17 protein-coding genes are annotated in these 18,778 nt (G+C 39.1%); all 17 read right to left on the bottom strand.

All coding sequences use genetic code 11. The features are described 5' to 3' along the window. Position 1: 1 nt before the first annotated feature. Positions 2–817 (bottom strand): sugar phosphate isomerase/epimerase, encoded by an 816-nt coding sequence (locus KKC91_08460; protein ID MBU0478584.1) that lies wholly within the window; start codon positions 815–817, stop codon positions 2–4. A 19-nt stretch (positions 818–836) separates the two neighbouring features. Beyond that, positions 837–1,883, bottom strand: a complete 1,047-nt coding sequence (locus tag KKC91_08465) for a Gfo/Idh/MocA family oxidoreductase (GenBank protein MBU0478585.1) — start codon at positions 1,881–1,883, stop codon at positions 837–839. 10 nt (positions 1,884–1,893) lie between these two features. Next, positions 1,894–2,775 carry a Gfo/Idh/MocA family oxidoreductase gene (locus KKC91_08470; GenBank protein ID MBU0478586.1) on the bottom strand — a complete coding sequence of 294 codons (882 nt, stop codon included), beginning with the start codon at positions 2,773–2,775 and terminating at the stop codon, positions 1,894–1,896. A 22-nt stretch (positions 2,776–2,797) separates the two neighbouring features. Further along, positions 2,798–3,619: a hypothetical protein gene (locus tag KKC91_08475; protein MBU0478587.1), complete on the bottom strand. Its 822-nt coding sequence runs from the start codon at positions 3,617–3,619 to the stop codon at positions 2,798–2,800. 314 nt (positions 3,620–3,933) lie between these two features. Next, positions 3,934–4,950 (bottom strand): Gfo/Idh/MocA family oxidoreductase, encoded by a 1,017-nt coding sequence (locus tag KKC91_08480; protein ID MBU0478588.1) that lies wholly within the window; start codon positions 4,948–4,950, stop codon positions 3,934–3,936. Between the two features lie 62 nt (positions 4,951–5,012). Continuing rightward, positions 5,013–6,257 (bottom strand): hypothetical protein, encoded by a 1,245-nt coding sequence (locus tag KKC91_08485; GenBank protein ID MBU0478589.1) that lies wholly within the window; start codon positions 6,255–6,257, stop codon positions 5,013–5,015. Positions 6,258–6,331: 74 nt separating this feature from the next. Continuing rightward, the gene (locus KKC91_08490; GenBank protein MBU0478590.1) at positions 6,332–7,177 is read right to left on the bottom strand and encodes an AraC family transcriptional regulator; all 846 of its coding nucleotides are present in this window, start codon (positions 7,175–7,177) and stop codon (positions 6,332–6,334) included. Positions 7,178–7,182: 5 nt separating this feature from the next. Beyond that, entirely contained in the window at positions 7,183–8,394 is a 1,212-nt protein-coding gene (gene icd, locus KKC91_08495) for an isocitrate dehydrogenase (NADP(+)) (GenBank protein MBU0478591.1), read from the bottom strand. Further along, positions 8,394–10,340, bottom strand: a complete 1,947-nt coding sequence (locus tag KKC91_08500; GenBank protein ID MBU0478592.1) for an aconitate hydratase — start codon at positions 10,338–10,340, stop codon at positions 8,394–8,396. Before KKC91_08500 ends, icd begins: the two co-directional genes overlap by 1 nt. A 20-nt stretch (positions 10,341–10,360) precedes the next feature. After that, the gene (locus KKC91_08505) at positions 10,361–11,242 is read right to left on the bottom strand and encodes a tetratricopeptide repeat protein (GenBank protein ID MBU0478593.1); all 882 of its coding nucleotides are present in this window, start codon (positions 11,240–11,242) and stop codon (positions 10,361–10,363) included. After that, positions 11,243–12,415: a 6-phosphofructokinase gene (locus KKC91_08510; protein MBU0478594.1), complete on the bottom strand. Its 1,173-nt coding sequence runs from the start codon at positions 12,413–12,415 to the stop codon at positions 11,243–11,245. 12 nt (positions 12,416–12,427) lie between these two features. Further along, positions 12,428–14,428 carry a transketolase gene (gene tkt / locus KKC91_08515; GenBank protein ID MBU0478595.1) on the bottom strand — a complete coding sequence of 667 codons (2,001 nt, stop codon included), beginning with the start codon at positions 14,426–14,428 and terminating at the stop codon, positions 12,428–12,430. A 99-nt stretch (positions 14,429–14,527) separates the two neighbouring features. Further along, on the bottom strand, positions 14,528–15,256 hold the full coding sequence (gene budA / locus KKC91_08520) for an acetolactate decarboxylase (protein MBU0478596.1): 729 nt from the start codon (positions 15,254–15,256) through the stop codon (positions 14,528–14,530). Positions 15,257–15,278: 22 nt separating this feature from the next. Next, a complete protein-coding gene (locus tag KKC91_08525; protein ID MBU0478597.1) occupies positions 15,279–15,827 on the bottom strand; it encodes a DUF3750 domain-containing protein in 549 nt (182 codons plus the stop codon). Positions 15,828–15,838: 11 nt separating this feature from the next. Continuing rightward, positions 15,839–16,894, bottom strand: coding sequence for a DNA polymerase III subunit delta (gene holA / locus KKC91_08530; protein ID MBU0478598.1), 1,056 nt, complete (start codon positions 16,892–16,894; stop codon positions 15,839–15,841). Next, a complete protein-coding gene (locus KKC91_08535) occupies positions 16,872–17,816 on the bottom strand; it encodes an ABC transporter ATP-binding protein (protein MBU0478599.1) in 945 nt (314 codons plus the stop codon). Before KKC91_08535 ends, holA begins: the two co-directional genes overlap by 23 nt. 2 nt (positions 17,817–17,818) lie before the next feature. Beyond that, positions 17,819–18,778 carry an ABC transporter ATP-binding protein gene (locus tag KKC91_08540; protein MBU0478600.1) on the bottom strand — a complete coding sequence of 320 codons (960 nt, stop codon included), beginning with the start codon at positions 18,776–18,778 and terminating at the stop codon, positions 17,819–17,821.

An 18,778-nucleotide genomic window follows, 5' to 3' on the forward strand; every position in this document is an offset into this window, starting at 1 on the left:
CTCAATAATTCTTCATAACGGATTTCATGAACTTCACACTTGCAGGAACACCTGTTGTCTCATCTTCCTCTCCCTCATATTCAAGCGCAACAAACCCATCAAATCCTGCATTCTTGATATGCTGAAGACATTTAGCATGATCCACGTCCCCCTTTCCAATAACAGTCGGACGAAGTCCTCTTTTGTGAGTTGGATCCTTTTTAAAATCCTTGAAATGTACATACTTGCAGTATGGGGCAGCAATCTTTGTTCCTTCATCTCCTGTCTGACCGCATTGCATATAATTACCCACATCAATCGTAGCTTTCAAAAATGGGGAATTCATTTTTTTTATAACTTCTACCTGTTCTTCTCCTGTGCATGGGAGTCCGCCATGATTTTCTAAAGCCAATATAACATTGTTTTTCTCAGCAGAAGGAAGAACCAGTTCAATACCTTTTATTACCTTATCAAGTGCTTTCTTCAATTCTTCTGTATTGCTTCTGTCGCTAATGCTTCCACCAAAGATTCTTGAAACAGGAGCGCCTACATCTCCTGCGACGTCCAGCCATCTTTTGACTTTTTCCACCTGGTCATTAAATTCATCTTCTTCCTTATTGAAACTGTTAGACATAGAAAGGCCTGAAAGTTCAAGCGTTGTCTTTGACATAAGCGCATTTATCTGTTTTACGGCTTCTTTATATTCAGGCAGATACGCTACATGGAAATCTATGCCTTCAATTTCAAGTTTTTCAGCTTCAATAACAAATCTTTCCAAATTCCATTCTTCTTCTTTAATTCTTCTATGATAACTATAGTGACAAAGCGATTTTTTCATTGTTATTCTCCTATTGTTATTATACAGGACACATTTTATGGCACCTGTGTATCAGCGCAATCTGTCTTCTAACGCTTTCAGGCGTTATATACAGCGGTTTACCCTGTCGAATGGTCTTATAAACATCATTATAAAAGTCAGGATTTCGTGACGTCCCGCTTGGAACTTTCCATGTTTGCTCTTTCCATGGAATATCTTCTTTGTTATATGCCCGGTTTGGATCAGGTTTTGTGGAGACACTTCTATTAGGAAGTTTTTTAGGATCAAAGTATTTCCATCTAAGTTCCTTAGCATTTCCAGCCAGAGTGCCCTGTGTTCCCATTATAAGCCAATGCTCCTGAGGATACGCGCATGCGCTTGTCAGTTCCAGATCAATCATTGGCTGTCCTTTTGTCTTTAACATAATCTTTACATGGTCATCAGCATCTCCAAGCGTCAGTGTTCGCTCCAGATGGCAGAATACTTCTTCAGGGTCTTTTTCTCCAAATAACTGTAATAATACATCTATAGCATGCGGCGCAGTATTGTTAAGTGTTCCTCCACCAAATTTCTTCAATGTCTGCCAATCCCAGCGTCTTCCAAAACCATGCCATGTTTGTTTAATCATTACTATGCGACCCAACTTCCCTGAATCAATAATCTTCTTAATCTTTAGAAAATCAGGTGTATAACGCCTGTTTTGGAAGGGGGCCAGTATCATGCCTGTCATTTTCGCGGTTTTAAGCATCTTATCTGCGTCAGTTAAACTGGTTGCCATTGGCTTCTCACACACAACATGTTTCCCTGCTTTTAACGCTTTAATACTGCAACCTGCATGCAGATGCGAAGGAGTCGCAACAATCACAAGCTCAACATCTGGGTCTTTTATTAAGTCTTCGAAATTTGAATATATTTTACATTTAAATTCATCTTGTGCTTCTTTCTGTCTTTTCTTATCAGGGTCAGAAACTGCTACGATCTTATATTTATTCAATACTTGTCTGATCATACGAATATGGATGTCCCATCCACTCTTCCCAAGCCCAATAACCCCTACGTTAATTGCTTTATTTTTTTTCTTAGCCATATTTTTTCCCTTATGTTATTTCTACTTCTTTGTTTGTTTTAGCTGATTTGTCAATTGCAAGCAACACCTTGACAGGCATGAGAAGCTCCTCGTCTGTTAAAGGGTTTTCGTTACTATTGATGGTATTTATTAATTTTTTAAACGCTTTATCGTAGCTATCCGAAGAATCTACCAGCAGATGTCTGCTGCCTTTTTCACAGTGCAGGAGAACCTGAAACTTCCCCTTTCCTTGTCCAAGGAGATGAAGAGATACGACCCTGCCGCTTTCAAGTGTGGCTGTTACCCAGCAGTTCTTCTCATATAGTTTAGCATTAACTGTTTTCACGTCATATCCGAACCCGTTAAGAAGCATTTCAACAGTATGTATGCCGTAAAAAAACACCCCGCCATGTTCACTCTCGAAATCAAAGGGGCCGCCAACCATTCCTGAACAAACAGGTCCCAGCTCCTCGGTAGTCTGCCTGAAAAAATCCTGAAAACTTGATGTCTGCCATACACTGGACCATGAAGAAAGCCATGTGTTAGTTTGGTGGCTGAGCTCTGTAAGTTCTTTTGCTTCTTCTAAGTCGCATGTTATGGGTTTATCAACAAATGTTGCAATTTTATTCTCTAGGAATAGCTTTGCATATTTCGCGTGATATTTAGCATGACGGTTCATAATAATAACTGCATCAACTTTGCCCAGCATATCCTCCGGCTTATCAACAAGTAAAGGAACCTTCCCTTGTTCCTGAACCTGTTTTACGTGCTCCAGAGTATCTCCTTCGCCCGGATATAGAGCTTCTACGAATGCACCATTCATAGTTTTCTCAACATTAAACCGCTTGCATGCCTGGTTCACATGCGAATTCTCCGTTCCGATTACTCCGAATCTTATTACTTTTGTCTCCATTCCTTGCGTCTTTTTTTTATTTTTATCTTATTTTCTGAAACTCTTCCCACATCGCCCAGAAGTTCTCTGCAGGGACATCTGCCTGGATATTGTGAATAGCAGAAAATACATATCCTCCATCTTCAGCAAGTATCTCAACAGATTTTTTCACATTGTCCTTAACCTGCTGAGGTGTTCCATGAGGCAGAGTCTCCTGAGTATTAACTCCTCCTCCCCAGAAACAAATGTCTTTCGAGAATTCCCCTTTTAATCTTTCAGCGTTCATACCTGCAGCATTAGTTTGCACTGGATTTAATATATCTACACCTATATCAATAAGATCTGGAATTATTTCTGATATTGCACCACAGCTATGAAAGAAAATTTTCGCCTGTGGAGCTTTTGATTTGATGAAAGACAATAGCTTCTTTTGTCTTGGCTTTAGAATCCCTCTATACATATCAGGTGAGACCAATAAACTTTGCTGCGTCCCAAGATCGTCACATTCAGCAATAATATCTGCCCGCTTTCCTGCAAATGAAAGAACTCTATCCCAGTATCGCATTTTTACTTCCAGTATTTTATCAATTAAATACTCAGCCATTTTGACAGATGTGGCCAGGTCCATGTAAAAATTTTCGTAGCCTCTTATCCTGAAAGCCATCTCAAATAATCCTGCGCAATTGCGGTCAACTATCAGTGCCTTATCATCAGGTATAATCTCAAGTTCTTTTCTTAATATATCAAAGTTAACTGTCTTCTCAGGATCTGGAAAATCATATGATTTCAAATCCTCAATGGTTTTTGCATTCTGAAGAGGAGAAGCAGAGTCCTCGTTAAAGTAGAAATCTGTTTCAGTATTCATATTCCATGTTATACCCCATTCATCTTGATAGCTTATTGTTTTATCTTCTTTAGTTGTTTTTTTGTTAAGATTGTAAACGCGTGGCGGTCCAAGTCTTATAGTATCCACACCTAAATAATCAAGAACCTGTTTTGAGGGAATAACAATTTGCTGTATATCATCATGCATTATAAAATCACATGGCAGATTTCGCAATTTCATTGCATTTATGAAAGCTGTTTTTGTAATAGCGGTTACTGTTGTCCCGGACAAGTCGTAGGGAATTTTATCGGGTTCAGAATGTCCAAGTGCTCTTAAAACTCGCTCCCTTGATGTCATAGCTTGATTGTACTTCCCTTTTTATTGGATTCCCGGACAGCGTCCAGTACTTTCATAAGATTCAGTACACTTTCAGGTGTGACTGTAAAGGATTTTTCCCCATGTATTGCCTGAGCCAGTTCTCTGTAAATTACAGAAGCATCTCCGTAAATAAACTTTCCAACAGGTGTTCTCTCTATAACATCTCTCTTCTCGCTATTACCGGGAATACCCGTAACAAATTCTTGTTTCTTTTTCGAGACAACTACATAAACATATTTTTCATCCGACGTAATTGTTCCAAGTGAGCCCTGTATAAACCATCTGGGAAGCTGTTCTGCGCCGATACCAATATTTATTTCACCTATTATATCAGAGTTTTTAAAAGCAAGAATAGTTTTAATGCTATCCTCGACATCTCCTGGATTAATGGCCTGCCAGAGTTTTCCCCATACGCTTTCCACAGGTTCCTTAACCAGTTCTATAACCTGATCAATAAGATGAGGTCCCCAGTTCAGAAGATAGCCGCCGCCGAATTTGCTCTTTGTCTGCCAGTCATGCCGTACATCATAGAACAGAAAATTTCTTTGAATACTGAATACCTTCCCGATTTCACCTTCCGCAATTATTTTTTTAATCTGTGTAAAATCCGTTCCCCAGCGAGATGGCTGCCATGGAGCCAGTATCCTTTTGTATTTTTTTGAGGCATCCAGCATTTTTTTTACCTGAACTGCATTAATTGCCATTGGTTTTGTAACCAGAACATGTGCCCCTTTTTTCATAGCTTCAATCGCCATTGAAGCGTGTTGGTCACTTCTTGTGATAATACATGCAAGGTCTATTTTTTCTTTTTTGAGCAAAGAGGATAGATTATTGTATGTGGAACATCCAAACCGCTGGTAAGCTATTTTCTGTCTTTCCTTATCAGGGTCACATACAGCCACTACCTTATACTCAGGCAGAGCTTCAAGCGGGTCTGCATGAAGTTTACTTCCACTGCGTCCATAACCAATAATTGCTGTTCTTATAGCCATAGAATTTAACCTGTTTTTTTCAGAATTTTAACATATAAAAACACGAACGTCTTTAGAATAAATCACTTTTTTGTTGGATTTTTCACTACTGAAGAACAAACATCTCTAACAATTCTTACCCACTCTCGGACTCTATTAGGATCATTCTCTACTGTTTGTACATCTTTCAAAGTAATATCGATATAACATCCTTTTGCAATTTCAATTGCGTTTTTAACAACTTTGCGAACATGATCAGGATTAAACCCACAGCTTACCATATCAGCCGGATTTGGTCTCCACGAGATAATATAATCCTGTTGAATCTGCTCAACACATCTCTGTAAATCAGCCCATGGTGTTACAGCAATGCGCCTCAGATTAGGAATTCTACGAAGCATATCTATCTTTTTAGTGAGATTCTCGCAGCACCCATATGAAACAAGACCAAACTTCTCCATAATTGGTAACTGGTAATTAAACATAAACTCCTCATGCATTTGTGGTGATATAAGAGTAAACTCCTGTGCTGCCATGAATATCCACAGCTTATCACGGGTAACAGGCTTACTGTTTGCCTCTGGATCAGGCGACTCCTCAGCATAAGGCATTGCCTGATTATAATGATTACATAAACACCAATCTCCTGCATCCTCAGCCTCCTGATGGGTTCTCAGAATTCCATCACGCATAAAGGAAAGAAGTCTGTGTAGCCATTCGGGATTGTCCGTCATATCCCACATAATCTGTTCCAGACCACGCAGATTAGCCAGCTGAGTTGAAATATCAGCATTCCAGATTTTATAAAGAGGAGCTCTGTCTACATTTACTGTGAGAATATTGCCGATTGTTTCTTCAAGACGCGCTACATTCCTAGCAGTTTTCTTCTCATCAATTATATGATGAGGCATAACCATTTTGTCAATATCCTTCAAATCCTTAATAGGAGGATCGTATTTCCATGAACCGCGCTCTTCAGAGCTTGGTGTGCGTCCAATCTTAGTGCCCCAAATTCCCTCAGCTCCAGAAACATACGAGACTTCTTGCGTAATCCATGGCTCAAATATGTAATCATCTCCTATTGTATCCTGAAAAATCATCTGGCGCAGGAAATTCTCATGACTGCGAAAGAAAGGGTTTTCACATTTCAAGATAGCCTCAGGCATCTCTTTCCACGCAAAGGCACGCACATAGATGGGAATTTGTGTTCTAATAAAGCTATTGTGCTGTCGCCACAGGGTACGACGCTCCTTTTGCACATCTCTATTGCAAACCTCAAGATATCGCCTGGCGAGGTCACGTAGAATAACTTTGTCATTTGAAGTCATATGACGAATGCTAGCACAATAACTGATAGCTGTCTTTAGAATAAATCACTTTTTTGTTTGATTTTTCACTGTAGCTATACTGTTTCGGAGAGAGAAGCCAGAAATTCAGATGGAGTAATTCCTTCTTTTTGCTTGAATATGTAGCTGAAATAATGGGAGTCTTCATATCCAATAAGAGAAGAAATTTCAGAGATGTTATGATCTGTTTCAATAAGCAGTCGCTTTGCATTGTTGATTCTTGTACTGGTAAGGTAATCAATAGGGGATTTACCTGTAATTTTCTTAAAAATATTACCAAAATATGTTTCGCTTAAATTTGCTTCTCTGGCTATGTCCTGCAGGCTTATATCTTTTTGATAATTAGTTCGTATGAATTTTTCTGCTTTGATTATATTTTTATAACTTTTTATTCTTCGGAATTGAAATGAGTCTCTTGCGTTTAAATAAGCGTTTAAAATGAGTCCTAATAAAGCTTTTAACTCCCCGCTTGTAATGATTGAAGAAGTTGTTGAGTTATTGCGTAGGTGATAAACAATAGCAGAACAGATGCTTCTTGCTTCGATATCTGCTTTCAGGTGGACAATGCGAGGCCATATTCGATTGTTCTTCAGTAGAGGTGTTTTCTTCCTCAACTTATTTGTATTATAAAAATCGAAGTGGATATAGTAGCGGACAAAGTCTTCATGTCCCTCTGTATATACCCTGAAATTTTCTCCAGGATATACGAGGAGCACATCCCCTTTCTCCAGATGATATTCAGTATTATCTACAATTAACGCACCTTTACCTGATGCAACAAAATGAAGATCATGGTCAGGACAAGCCTGACATTTTTTGGGTTTTTCAACAAATCCTGGTGAAGAACTGGTTTTTCCTGCAGAATTCACCACTGGAGAAATATTGTTAAGGTCTTTAGTCATATTAGCTATTCTGACATGTTCTTTATGACTTCATCTCCAAACTCAGAGCACTTAAGAAGCTTTGCTCCATTCATCAATCTTTCAAAATCATATGTAACTTTTTTGTTTAAGATTGCTTTACTTATTCCTTTAGCAATAAGATCCGCGGCCTTCTCCCATCCAATATATCTAAGCATCATCTCTCCAGACAATATTAATGAGCCGGGGTTTACTTTATCCATACCCCTGTACTTAGGCGCTGTACCGTGAGTTGCCTCAAATATTGCGTGACCGGTGTCATAATTGATATTCCCTCCGGGTGATATTCCGATGCCTCCTACCTGTGCAGCTATCGCGTCTGAAATATAATCTCCATTGAGATTCATTGTAGCTATTACATCGAATTCGTCTGTTCTTGTTAATATTTGCTGCAAGAAAATATCAGCAATAGTATCTTTTATTAAGACTTTTCCCTGAGGAACGATTCCTTTACATTTATCCCATGATATAACTTCTTCTGAAAACTCATCCTTTGCCAGCTCATATCCCCAATTTCTAAACGCACCCTCTGTGTATTTCTGAATATTGCCTTTATGAACAAGAGTTACGCTTTTTCTTTTGTTCTCTATTGCGTAATTTATTGCTGCTCTTATTAATCTTTTACTTCCAGTCTCACTTATTGGTTTTATTCCTACGCCAGAGTCTTCTCTGATGTGCCATCCAAAAGAATCTTTGCAAAAGCTAATAAGCTTCTTTACATCTTCTGAATATGCTTGTAGTTCCAGACCTGCATAGACATCTTCAGTATTTTCCCGAAAAACAACTACATCAACCTTCTCTGGATGCTTAACCGGACTCGGAACGCCTTTGAGCCATCTTACTGGCCGCAGACAAACGTATAGATCCAACGATTTCCTAAGAAGAACATTTAGACTTCTGAAGCCGCCGCCAACAGGCGTTGTTAGTGGCCCTTTTATCCCCACCAGATATTTCTTGAAAGCATTAACTGTTTCTTCAGGCAGCCATTCTTTGGTTTTTTTATATGCTTTTTCTCCTGCAAATATTTCTTTCCATACAATTTGTCTCTTGCCTTCATACGCCCTATCAACAGCCACGTTGAATACTCTTACTGAAGCTCGCCAGATATCAGGACCAGTTCCATCTCCCTCAATAAAGGGAATAATTGGTTTATCAGGCACATGAAGTTTTCCTTCCCTCATCCTGATTAGATTGTCCATTATTGTTTGTCCTTTCTTTTTATATAATTTAATAAACCTCCTGCCACTATTATCTGTTTTTCCTTTTCGGTAAAATCATATTTTAACTCAATATCAACATTCTTGGTTTTGTTTTTTAAAACTAGTTTCGCATTTTTTGTTATTATTTTCTCTATACTTCGAATTTCCACAATATCTCCTGCATTTAGATGCTTATAATAATCTGGTTTTATAAAGATAAGAGGCAGGATGCCAAAGTTTATTAAATTGGTTCTATGGATTCTTTCTATAGATTTTGCAATAACAGCTTTTACTTCTAGATGCATTGGACACATAGCTGCATGTTCGCGGCTTGAACCCTGTCCATAACTCAGTCCAGCCACAATAATATTACTATAACCATCTAATTTATTGTCCTTACATCGGCTCGTGAAAGATGGATCAATTTCTTCAAATACAAATTGAGAGTATTTTTTAATATTGGAGCGATATTTCAATCTTGATCCTGCAGGCATTATATGGTCAGTGGTAATTTCATCTCCTACCTTAATTGCAATTTTAGCATTGATGTTTTCAGACAAAGGTTTGTTTTTAGGAGGATCTCCAATGTTCGGACCTTTATGTATCTTTGTTTTTTTGCCCTCAGGTGCCGGGTGAATGATCATAGTATCATCTATATGAAATTTCTTTGGCAGATCAAAGGATGGAAAAACCAGTTCTTTAAGATCACGTGGATCAGTGATTATTCCAGACAGCGCACATGCCGCAGCTGTTTGGGGACTTGATAGGTAAACAGAAGCAGATTGAGTTCCCGAGCGACCCTTGAAATTTCTATTACTGGTTCTGATGCTTACTGCTCCTGTGGCTGGAGCGTGGCTATTCCCAATGCAGAACCCACATACACATTCTGCAATTCTGGCACCTGCATCAATCAAGGTGGAAAGGCTGCCGTCATCTGTTATCATTTTTAATACCTGCCTTGAACCTGGGGCAACTACAAAGCTTACGTTCTGTGGAATTTTATGTCCTTTGACTATATGAGCAACTGTCTTAAGGTCATTGTAGGAAGAGTTGGTGCAACTGCCAATGATTACTTGATCTACTCTTTTCCCAGCTAGTTCTCTTACGGGAACAACATTACCCGGGCTATGAGGACACGCCAGCATGGGTTCAATTTCAGCAAGATCAATGTTTATTACTTTTTTATATTTAGCATCTGAGTCTGCCTTTAATTCTTTCCACGCACTTTCTCTATTTTCAGCTGCAAGAAATCTTTTTGTAAGAAAATCGCTTGGAAAAGCTGATGTTGTCACGCCAAGCTCTGCACCCATATTGGTTATGGTTGCCCTTTCAGGGACATCTAGGCTTTTAAGCCCGCTGCCTCCATACTCTATTATGGTTCCAACGTTTCCTTTGGTGCCAAACATCTTTAAAATTGTAAGTATTATATCCTTTGCGTTTATCCATGGATTTAATTTGCCTTCCAGATTGATGCGGATGATTCTGGGATAACGCAGGGTATATTCGCATGTTCCCATTGCCACAGCCACGTCTAATCCACCTGCTCCGATAGCAAGCATTCCCATCCCTCCGGCTGTTGGAGTGTGGGAATCCGAACCAAGAAGTGTTTTTCCAGGCTCCGCAAACCTTTCCAGATGCACCTGATGGCATATTCCATTTCCAGCTCTGGAAAAATAAGCTCCATATTTAGAAGCAGCAGTTTGAAGGTAGCAATGGTCATCAGCATTCTCAAAACTATCTTGTATAGTATTATGATCAACATAACTGACAGATAGCTCTGTTTTTATCTTTTGAATTTCAAGAGCTTCAAACTGCAGGTAGGCCATTGTTCCTGTAGCATCTTGTGTAAGGGTCTGGTCTATTTTTAGAGTAATTTCTTCACCAGATATCATTTTCCCTTTCAGGAGATGTTCTTTTATGATTTTTTCTACTACACCTAAACCCAATTTTATGCCCTCCTCATTCTTTAATTTCTCCATTGTCTTTGGTAATAAGCAATACCGCGATTATTGGCAGTATCTGATAGGTAATGATTATTACTAATAGCAAATTTCATTTGAGCGACAGATAGTTCCGGCTTAGCCTGTTTTGCGTAAACCAATCCCAGATTGTAATAAGCATAATAGAATTTCGGGTCGTATTTTATAGCAAGTTTTAATTGCTTTTCGGCTTGTGCCAGCTTATCTTCCTGCAAATATACAGCGCCTAAGTTATTGTAAGAAACAACATGTTTCGGATCATGCTTAATAGCGAGTTTATATTGCTCTTCAGCTTTCTCTAATTTACCCTGTTTCCAATAAATAACTCCAAGATTGTTATAACTGTCAGAATATTGAGGACTATGCTTTACGGCAAGCTTCAAGTTTTTTATAGCATCTGGAGTATTATTTAAATCAAAATAGAGCCCGGCGAGATTAAAATATGCCCAGCTATATTTGGGGTCATAAGAGATGGCAAACTTGTAATGCCCTGCCATTTGTTCAATTTGCCCAAGTTTTTTATAAATCTCCATTAAACAATTATAAGCCTTGATATATTTAGGATTATACTTAAGAGCGAACGTGTATTGAGATATAGCCTTATCCAGTTTATCCTGCTTATCATATACTTTCCCCAGATTATAATAAGCTTCCACGTACGCAGGACTATATTTTATGGCAAGTTTATAGTATTTGACAGCCTTTTTAATTTCTTCATTATCAACGTGTTTTTCTGCAAGGACGAAGTATTCTTCAGCTTTTTTTCTATTTGCATCCGAGAGCTGAAAAAGCTCTGTGTCTGATTGAGAATAAGAATACGCGGAAGAGGAAAACAGGAAAAATATTGCAAATATGGTGATTGCTTTCATCTATATTTTTAATTTCCCAATTTCGGGTAATTTCCCTACTAAAGGTCTTGCATATGCAAGAAACTTTTCCGTTACGTTGTTGCCTTTCTCGTTCATGTAGTCTCTGGGCATGCCTCGTGTATTCTTAGCAACAGAATGAAGAGGGGTTATGAAAAGCCCGCTTCCTTTTATTGCAACACTTCCGTCTTTGAGCTCGCTTTTCACAGCACTCTTTACTGCAAATTCTCCAATACGTCTTGCTTCTTCTGCATCCGATTCAGAAACAATACCGGGAAAACATCTTTGTAAATAACCAAATGTATCAGCTCTAGCTCTAAGCTTGCCGGGAATGTTTTGTTTAATAAGCTCTATCAGCATATCTCCAAGTCCTCCGGAGCCGCTCAATTGTACATTTCCATGAGCATCCTTAACTCCGGATTGAAAAATCGGGTTGCCTTTGTCATCACTTATTCCTTCAGAAGCGGCTATCTGGCATCGTCCCAGTCTGTTATAAACATCTTTAACATCCTTGATAAACTTATCTTTTGAGAATGGAATTTCAGGCACATAGATCAGATGCGGGCCATCATTCTCATGTTGTCTGCCAAGAGCAGAAGCGGCAGTTAAAAATCCTGCATGTCTCCCCATAATAATGTTAACTTTAATTCCAGGGATAGCACCGTTATCAAGATTATCACCCATTATTGCCATTGCAACAAATTTTGCCGCAGAACCATAACCTGGACAGTGGTCAGTAACAAGCAAGTCATTATCAATAGTCTTTGGTATATGGTAAGACGTTAAATCATAGCCTGATTTGTTTGCAAGTTGATTTATAATATCTGCTGTTTCTGCTGAATCATTACCTCCAATATAAAAGAAATATCTGATATTATTCTTCTTGAATATCTTAAATATTTTTTCACATTCCTCTTCAGTAGGTTTTTTCCTAACAGAACCAAGTGCAGCAGATGGTGTGTTGGCTACTTTTTCAAGAACTGAGGAGTCCTGTGCCCCCAAATCAATAAAATTCTCATCAAGTATTCCTTTTATGCCATGCCATGCACCATAAAATTTTTGAATTTCCGGATGTTTGCCTGCTTCTATTATTGCACCAACTAAGCTCTGATTAATAACACACGTTGGCCCGCCTGATTGGCCTATAACAGCGTTTCCACATGCTTTTGTACTCATTTAAAATCCTCCTTATCTTTTTATTATTTCCAATGCTTTCTTATACACATTATCAGCAGTAAACCCGAACTTTTCTGCTAATATTTCATATGGCGCAGAAGCTCCAAATTCATCAATTCCGAGCACTTTTCCATCTAATCCTGCATATTTGCACCATCCTGCAGTTGAGCCGGCTTCAACTACCAATCTCTGCCTGCATAATGATGGAATAACTTTTTCAATATATGATCCAGACTGTGCTTCAAATATTTCGACACTTGGTATATTCACAAGTCTCGCATTATGTCCTTCCTTATTCAGTCGCTCTGTTGCTTCCATACAAATACTGACTTCAGAGCCAGAAGCAATAATAACAAGTTCTGGTACTCTGGACTTGCTATCTATTAGCACATACGCCCCTTTAGAAAGGTTTTTTGCTGATGGATATTTATTCCTGTCAATTACAGGAATTTTTTGTCTTGTCAGGAGAATAGCAGTTGGCCCATTTTTGTTTTTAAGAGCCTCTATCCATGCAGCAGGTGTCTCAGAGGCGTCAGCCGGTCTTATTACTGTTAAGTTGGGTATCAAACGAAGTGAAGCTGCTTGCTCAACGGGTTCATGAGTTGGACCGTCTTCTCCAACAAAAATACTGTCATGTGTAAAAACATAGATTACCTGCTGCTTCATAATAGCTGCAAGCCGTATAGAAGGTCTCATATAGTCTGAGAAGACAAAAAAAGTAGAGCCATATGGAATAATGCCACCAAAAAGAGACATGCCATTCAATACTCCGCCCATGCAGTGTTCTCTTATACCAAAATGCATGTTGCGTCCACTGAATTTCACTCTGTTTATAGATTCGTATTTTTTCAGGATTGTCTTTGTAGACGGAGAAAGATCTGCTGAACCGCCGATAAGAAAAGGAACTTTTTCTGCAATAGCCTGCATTACTTCACCAGCAGCATTTCGTGTTGCAACCGGTTTGTTTTCAAAGCTTGGTAAAGTGTCTGCTATATTTTCTGGGATTTCTTTATTCAGCCAGTTGTTCAGAGCCTCTGCTTTTTGTGGATATTTTGTTTTGTATTCTTCCAGCTTGTTTTCCCAGTCTTTATAGATTAAAAGATTTTTTTCATTACATTTTCCAAAGATTTCCTTTGTTTCCCCTGGTATATAAAATGAAGGTTCAAGAGGCCAGCCAATGTTTTCCTTTGTCAGTTTTACTTCTTCTTCTCCTAAAGGCTCGCCGTGTGCAGATGCCGAGTCCTGTTTATTAGGAGATCCTTTTGCGATATTAGTTCTGCCTATAATTAAGGTTGGCTTATTTTTTTCTTTTTGTCCTGATTCAATCGCCTCTGCAATTTCCCGAAGATTATACGGGTCAATTTTTATTACTTGCCAGTCATATGCTTCAAAGCGTTTTCCTACATCTTCACTAAAGGTAAGAGAAGTATCTCCTTCAATAGTAATGTGATTGTCATCATAGAAGTATATAATATTTCCGAGTCCAAGATGCCCTGCAAAAGACGCTGCTTCTGCGCTAATACCTTCCATTAGATCCCCATCGGTTACTATGCCGTAAACATAGGAATCAAAGAGTTTAATATGGTCTGTATTAAACCTGTTTTCAAAGATTTTTGCCGATATTGCCATACCAACTCCATTTGCAAATCCCTGCCCAAGAGGACCGGTTGTTGTCTCAACTCCTGGTGTCATCCCATATTCAGGATGTCCCGGAGTCTTACTATCCCACTGCCTGAAATTTTTAAGTTCTTCAAGTGATAAGTCAAACCCGCTCAAATGAAGCAATGAGTAAAGAAGCATTGAACCATGTCCGCCGGAAAGAACAAATCTATCTCTATTTATCCACGTAATATCTTTGGGATTATATCTTAAAAATCTGGTCCAGACTACATATGCATAATCCGCAACTCCCATTGGAAGCCCAGGGTGCCCTGAATTGGCTTTTTGTACAGCATCTACTGAGAGCATTTTTATTGTATTTATTGAGAGAGTATCTTTTTTATTAAATTGCATTTCTGTCTCCTCGATTTTTGTGTCTAATTGTCTAATTTATAGTGTGTGGTTTTTTATCATAAAAAAAATTTCATGTCAAGAAAATCGCACCCGCTTGAATCACTTCTCGACTTTTTCCAAGTCCTGTTTTGGCTCGCGATGAAAGTCACATGTCAAATAATCCAAACTCATGGGAAACGCCAGTTCTAAGGTCGAAATAAACTGCACTCCCACACGCACTTGCTTAGGTTGACATTCCAGTAAATGTCCACCCCGTTGCCGATCAGATGAAAGAAAATGGAGATGCAGGCCAGGTACACTCAACGAACTAATAAATGAAGGCGTAAAAAACCCTACCAAGGTGCCCACAATGTCTCTAAAAGTAAAAACCTGTTGATCCTTGGCGACTTCCACCAAAGGCCGATAATTCTCCTGCTTCGGCACTGAACGGAGCCGCATATAGGAAAATCGTCCTTCAACCCGAATGGCATAAATAATATTGGACGATGGCAATAGTCTATATAGCCATTCTTGAAATTCAGCATAAGACAATTCTGTTTCAACCTTATCATGACTCAAAGGCTTATAAAAAGTGACACAGGCAAACGGCGTCGATTCTTGTTCGTTAACTTTACGGACGAATCCTTCGGCAGTGATTTGATAAATCTCCCCGTCGAGCATAACCATCTCGCCATCCAACTTGTCAAAGGTGCCTAAACCAAAATCACCGTACTGTTTTATCTGCGTAAAAGGAATTTTTTGTTCATAGAGTCCTTCAACGAGTGCATTCACAGGAGCGCACAGGTAAACACGACTCGTGTCAGGTGTAGCCTGTTCTTTTTTCTTCATTATCCTCTCCTAATTTTTTTGCTCATTTCCCTTTGGATCCGTAACCACTGCCGATGGCAGAAAAGGGGAGGTCTAGTTCCAGTTTCGGCACCAGCTTGGCGATCCAGGCGGTAAAGGTGTTGCTGTTGGGACCTGGAAAGGCCTTGTATTTCGTTTTCCATGGGTAAGCACGGGCAGCCTTGTCGACGGCATCAATCAGTTCGTCTACTCCCGTTCCTCTATGCTCTTTGAGAATCCGTGGTTTCTCGCCATACCAGTAGCGGTCGGGGACGTCCTGGGTAATCCTCAGGACCGGCTGGCCGTGATAACCGCGCCAACCGACCACGTCATACACCGTGTAAGAGGCTTCGCCGGTCCGCTTGGCTGCAATCCAGGTGTGAATGGCAAACCAGCCACGCCAGCCCCAGGCCTTGGCACCGTAGACGTGAAGAACCGCTTCTTTTGTCACGGCAGGGTCGGGTGCGATCCCAGCAGGTTCGCGGCTGGCGGTGCGCCAGTCTTTACCAGAAGAACAGTTCGACAAAATCAATCCCATCAGGACAAAAGCCGGCAGTAGTTTCAAGATTTTCATAAATATATGCTTCACGAAATCACCTTGCAAATCTTAGCAATAAGCAGCTCTAATGCCAGTTTTTGGGGAACTTTACCTGTCTTTATAGCAACCTCTGTTTCAAACAATTTCTTAATATCTTCCATCAGCTCTTCTTTTTGAAATTTTAGACTTTGCTGAGCTATTCTGAATATGAGGTAAGGATGCTGCCCAGAGAGCTTTTTGGAAGCAGAACTATATATCTTCTGATCATAGTATCCTTTTCTGACTATATCAAGAGGAATGTCATCTTTTTCAATAAGTATCTTAATCTGCAATAACAGCCTGATTCTTTTTGTCAGCATAGGCACAATGCTATAGCTAGTGTTTTGAGTACGAGAGAATTCCTCAAGAAGTTTTAAGGCTCTTGGAAGGTTTTTCTCTGCAACTGCATCAGACATAGCAAATGATGCATATTCTATTGATTCAGGGACAAGTATATTTATATCATCCTCTGTAATATTATCTTTGCCATTGCAATAAAGTTCTAATTTGTCGAGTTCATTTATTATTTGCCTGAGATTTACTCCGGTGAAAGACAGTAGATATTCAAAGGCAATTGGAGAGAGCTGTTTAGCGCTCTTCTTTAGTTTTAGCTGTACAAATTCATATAGTTGGTTTCTGTCTGATTTTTTGTTTTCCTTGAAAGAGGAAAATTCAATTACTTCTCCAATTTTTTTATCCGCCTGTTCAGCAGTTAAAATTACATAGGTATTAGCGGGTATGTCATGTTCTATCGTTTCATCAAATCCTTCAGAATTTTTCCCGAGTAGATTTTCACAATCTTTAATCCAGACAACACGTTTAAGTCCGAGTAAAGAAGGAGTCTTTATTGCAGATATAATGCTCTTTATATCTGTGTCTTTCGCATGTACTATTTCCAATCCAAACTCTTTTTTATCTCCAGGTAATAGTATGTTGATAATCTTCTTGGCAGTGTCCTCTACCAGATAACTCTCTCCGCCAAAAATCAGGAATAAATTAGGGGGATCTCCGTTTTTTATTTTTTTGATCAGATTGGATTGTTTACTTAGTCTGTTTTCTAACACTTTCAACCCTTCTGGTATATGAAAAAATTTCATACATCACATGACATGCAAGATAATGCTCTTTACCTATCTGTTTTAACTCAGGAACCTGGCTTTTACATCTATTTTTGGCAATTTTGCATCTCGGATAAAAGCTGCATCCTGAAGATGGCGGTAATGAACTTGATGTTTCCTCTGCAGGTGCCCCGCGAAGCAAAGTATTTGTATAAGGATGCAGCGGCCTTTTGAATATTTCATCGCACGGACCTTGTTCCACTATTTTACCAAGATACATTACGCACACACGATGACTTATGTACTTGATTATGTTTAAGTCATGTGAAATAAAGAGCATAGAAAGGCTGAAGTCAGACTGTAGTTGACTCAGCAGATTTAGTATTTGTGCCTGTATTGAGACATCCAGAGATGAAGTCGGCTCATCAGCAATTATAAGCTCAGAGTTTGCTGCTAAAGCTCTGGCTATGCCAACACGCTGTTTCTGCCCTCCGCTTAGTTGATGGGGATATTTATTTAACATTTTTATGTCTAATCCAACCATCTTTATAAGTCTTTTAATTTCTGGCAACATATTCTTTTTACTTAATGACCTATTTATTAGTAATGGCTCGCGAAGTGTCTGGTTTATGTTCATTCTTGGATTTAGAGAGTTTACAGGGTCCTGAAATATCAGTTGCGGGTTAACGCTTTTATCTCCAAGATATTCTATAGTTCCTTTATCAGGCGGAATAAGCCCTGTTATTAGCTTTCCAACGGTGCTTTTACCGCACCCGCTTTCTCCAACAAGTCCAAGTATTTCTCCTCGCCCAATATAAAAACTCACACCATCAACAGCTTTTACTACATATGAATGCTTAGCCCAAAGACTTGTTTTCCGCGAGAAATATTTCTCTACATCCTTTATAACTAAAATTTCTTGTTTCATCTTTATCTCTTCAAACATCTAACAAAATGTTGTTTCTCAACTTCAAACAATCCGGGTTTGGCTTTTTTGCATATTCTATCAGCTTCTCTGCATCTTGGATGAAACCTGCATCCTGTGGGAAATTCAGCCGGATTTGGCACAGAGCCCGGAATAACTTCCAGTTTACCTTTTTCTTTTTTTAAGTTTGGCACAGACTTTAGAAGAGCTTCTGTATAAGGATGTAGAGGGCAGGCAAAAATTTGTTTTACATCTGCCTCTTCTACAATTTCTCCTCCATACATTACTACAACTCGCTGGGCAACTTGAGCCACTATGCTCAAATCATGAGTTATTAATAAAATTGACATATTGAGTTTCCTCTGCAGAGTTTTTAGCAGGGAAAGTATTTGTGCCTGAATAGTAACATCCAGAGCAGTTGTTGGTTCGTCTGCGATCAGGAGCTGTGGCTTTGTAATTAGAGCCATAGCAATCATTACTCTCTGCTGCATACCTCCGCTGAGTTGATGCGGGTATGTATTAAATATTCTTTGCTGATCCGGGAGCCCGACAGTTTTTAAGATATCAATTGTGTCTCTGTATGCCTGAGCTTTCGGAGTAGATTTGTGTGTGAAGATAGCTTCCAGAATTTGATTTCCAATAGTAAGAGTTGGATTAAGGCATGAGAGAGGTTCTTGAAATATCATGGATATGTTATTGCCTCTTATTTTTCTCAACTGCTTATTCCCTAATTCCAGAAGATCTGTATCATTGAAGTTTATCTTTCCTCCTACAATCTTTCCTGGGGGAGAGATGAGCTTTAGTATTGAGAGAGCAGTTGTACTCTTGCCGCATCCACTCTCACCAACAATCGCTACAATCTCTTTGGCCCGAATAGAAAAGCTTACATCATCAACAGCTTTAAGAATCTGTTCTTCCATGTAAAAATATGTCTTTAGATTTTGAATATCCAGTAAATTCTTCAT

The sequence above is a fragment of the bacterium genome (assembly GCA_018812485.1).
Classification (GTDB): Bacteria; JAHJDO01; JAHJDO01; order JAHJDO01; family JAHJDO01; genus JAHJDO01.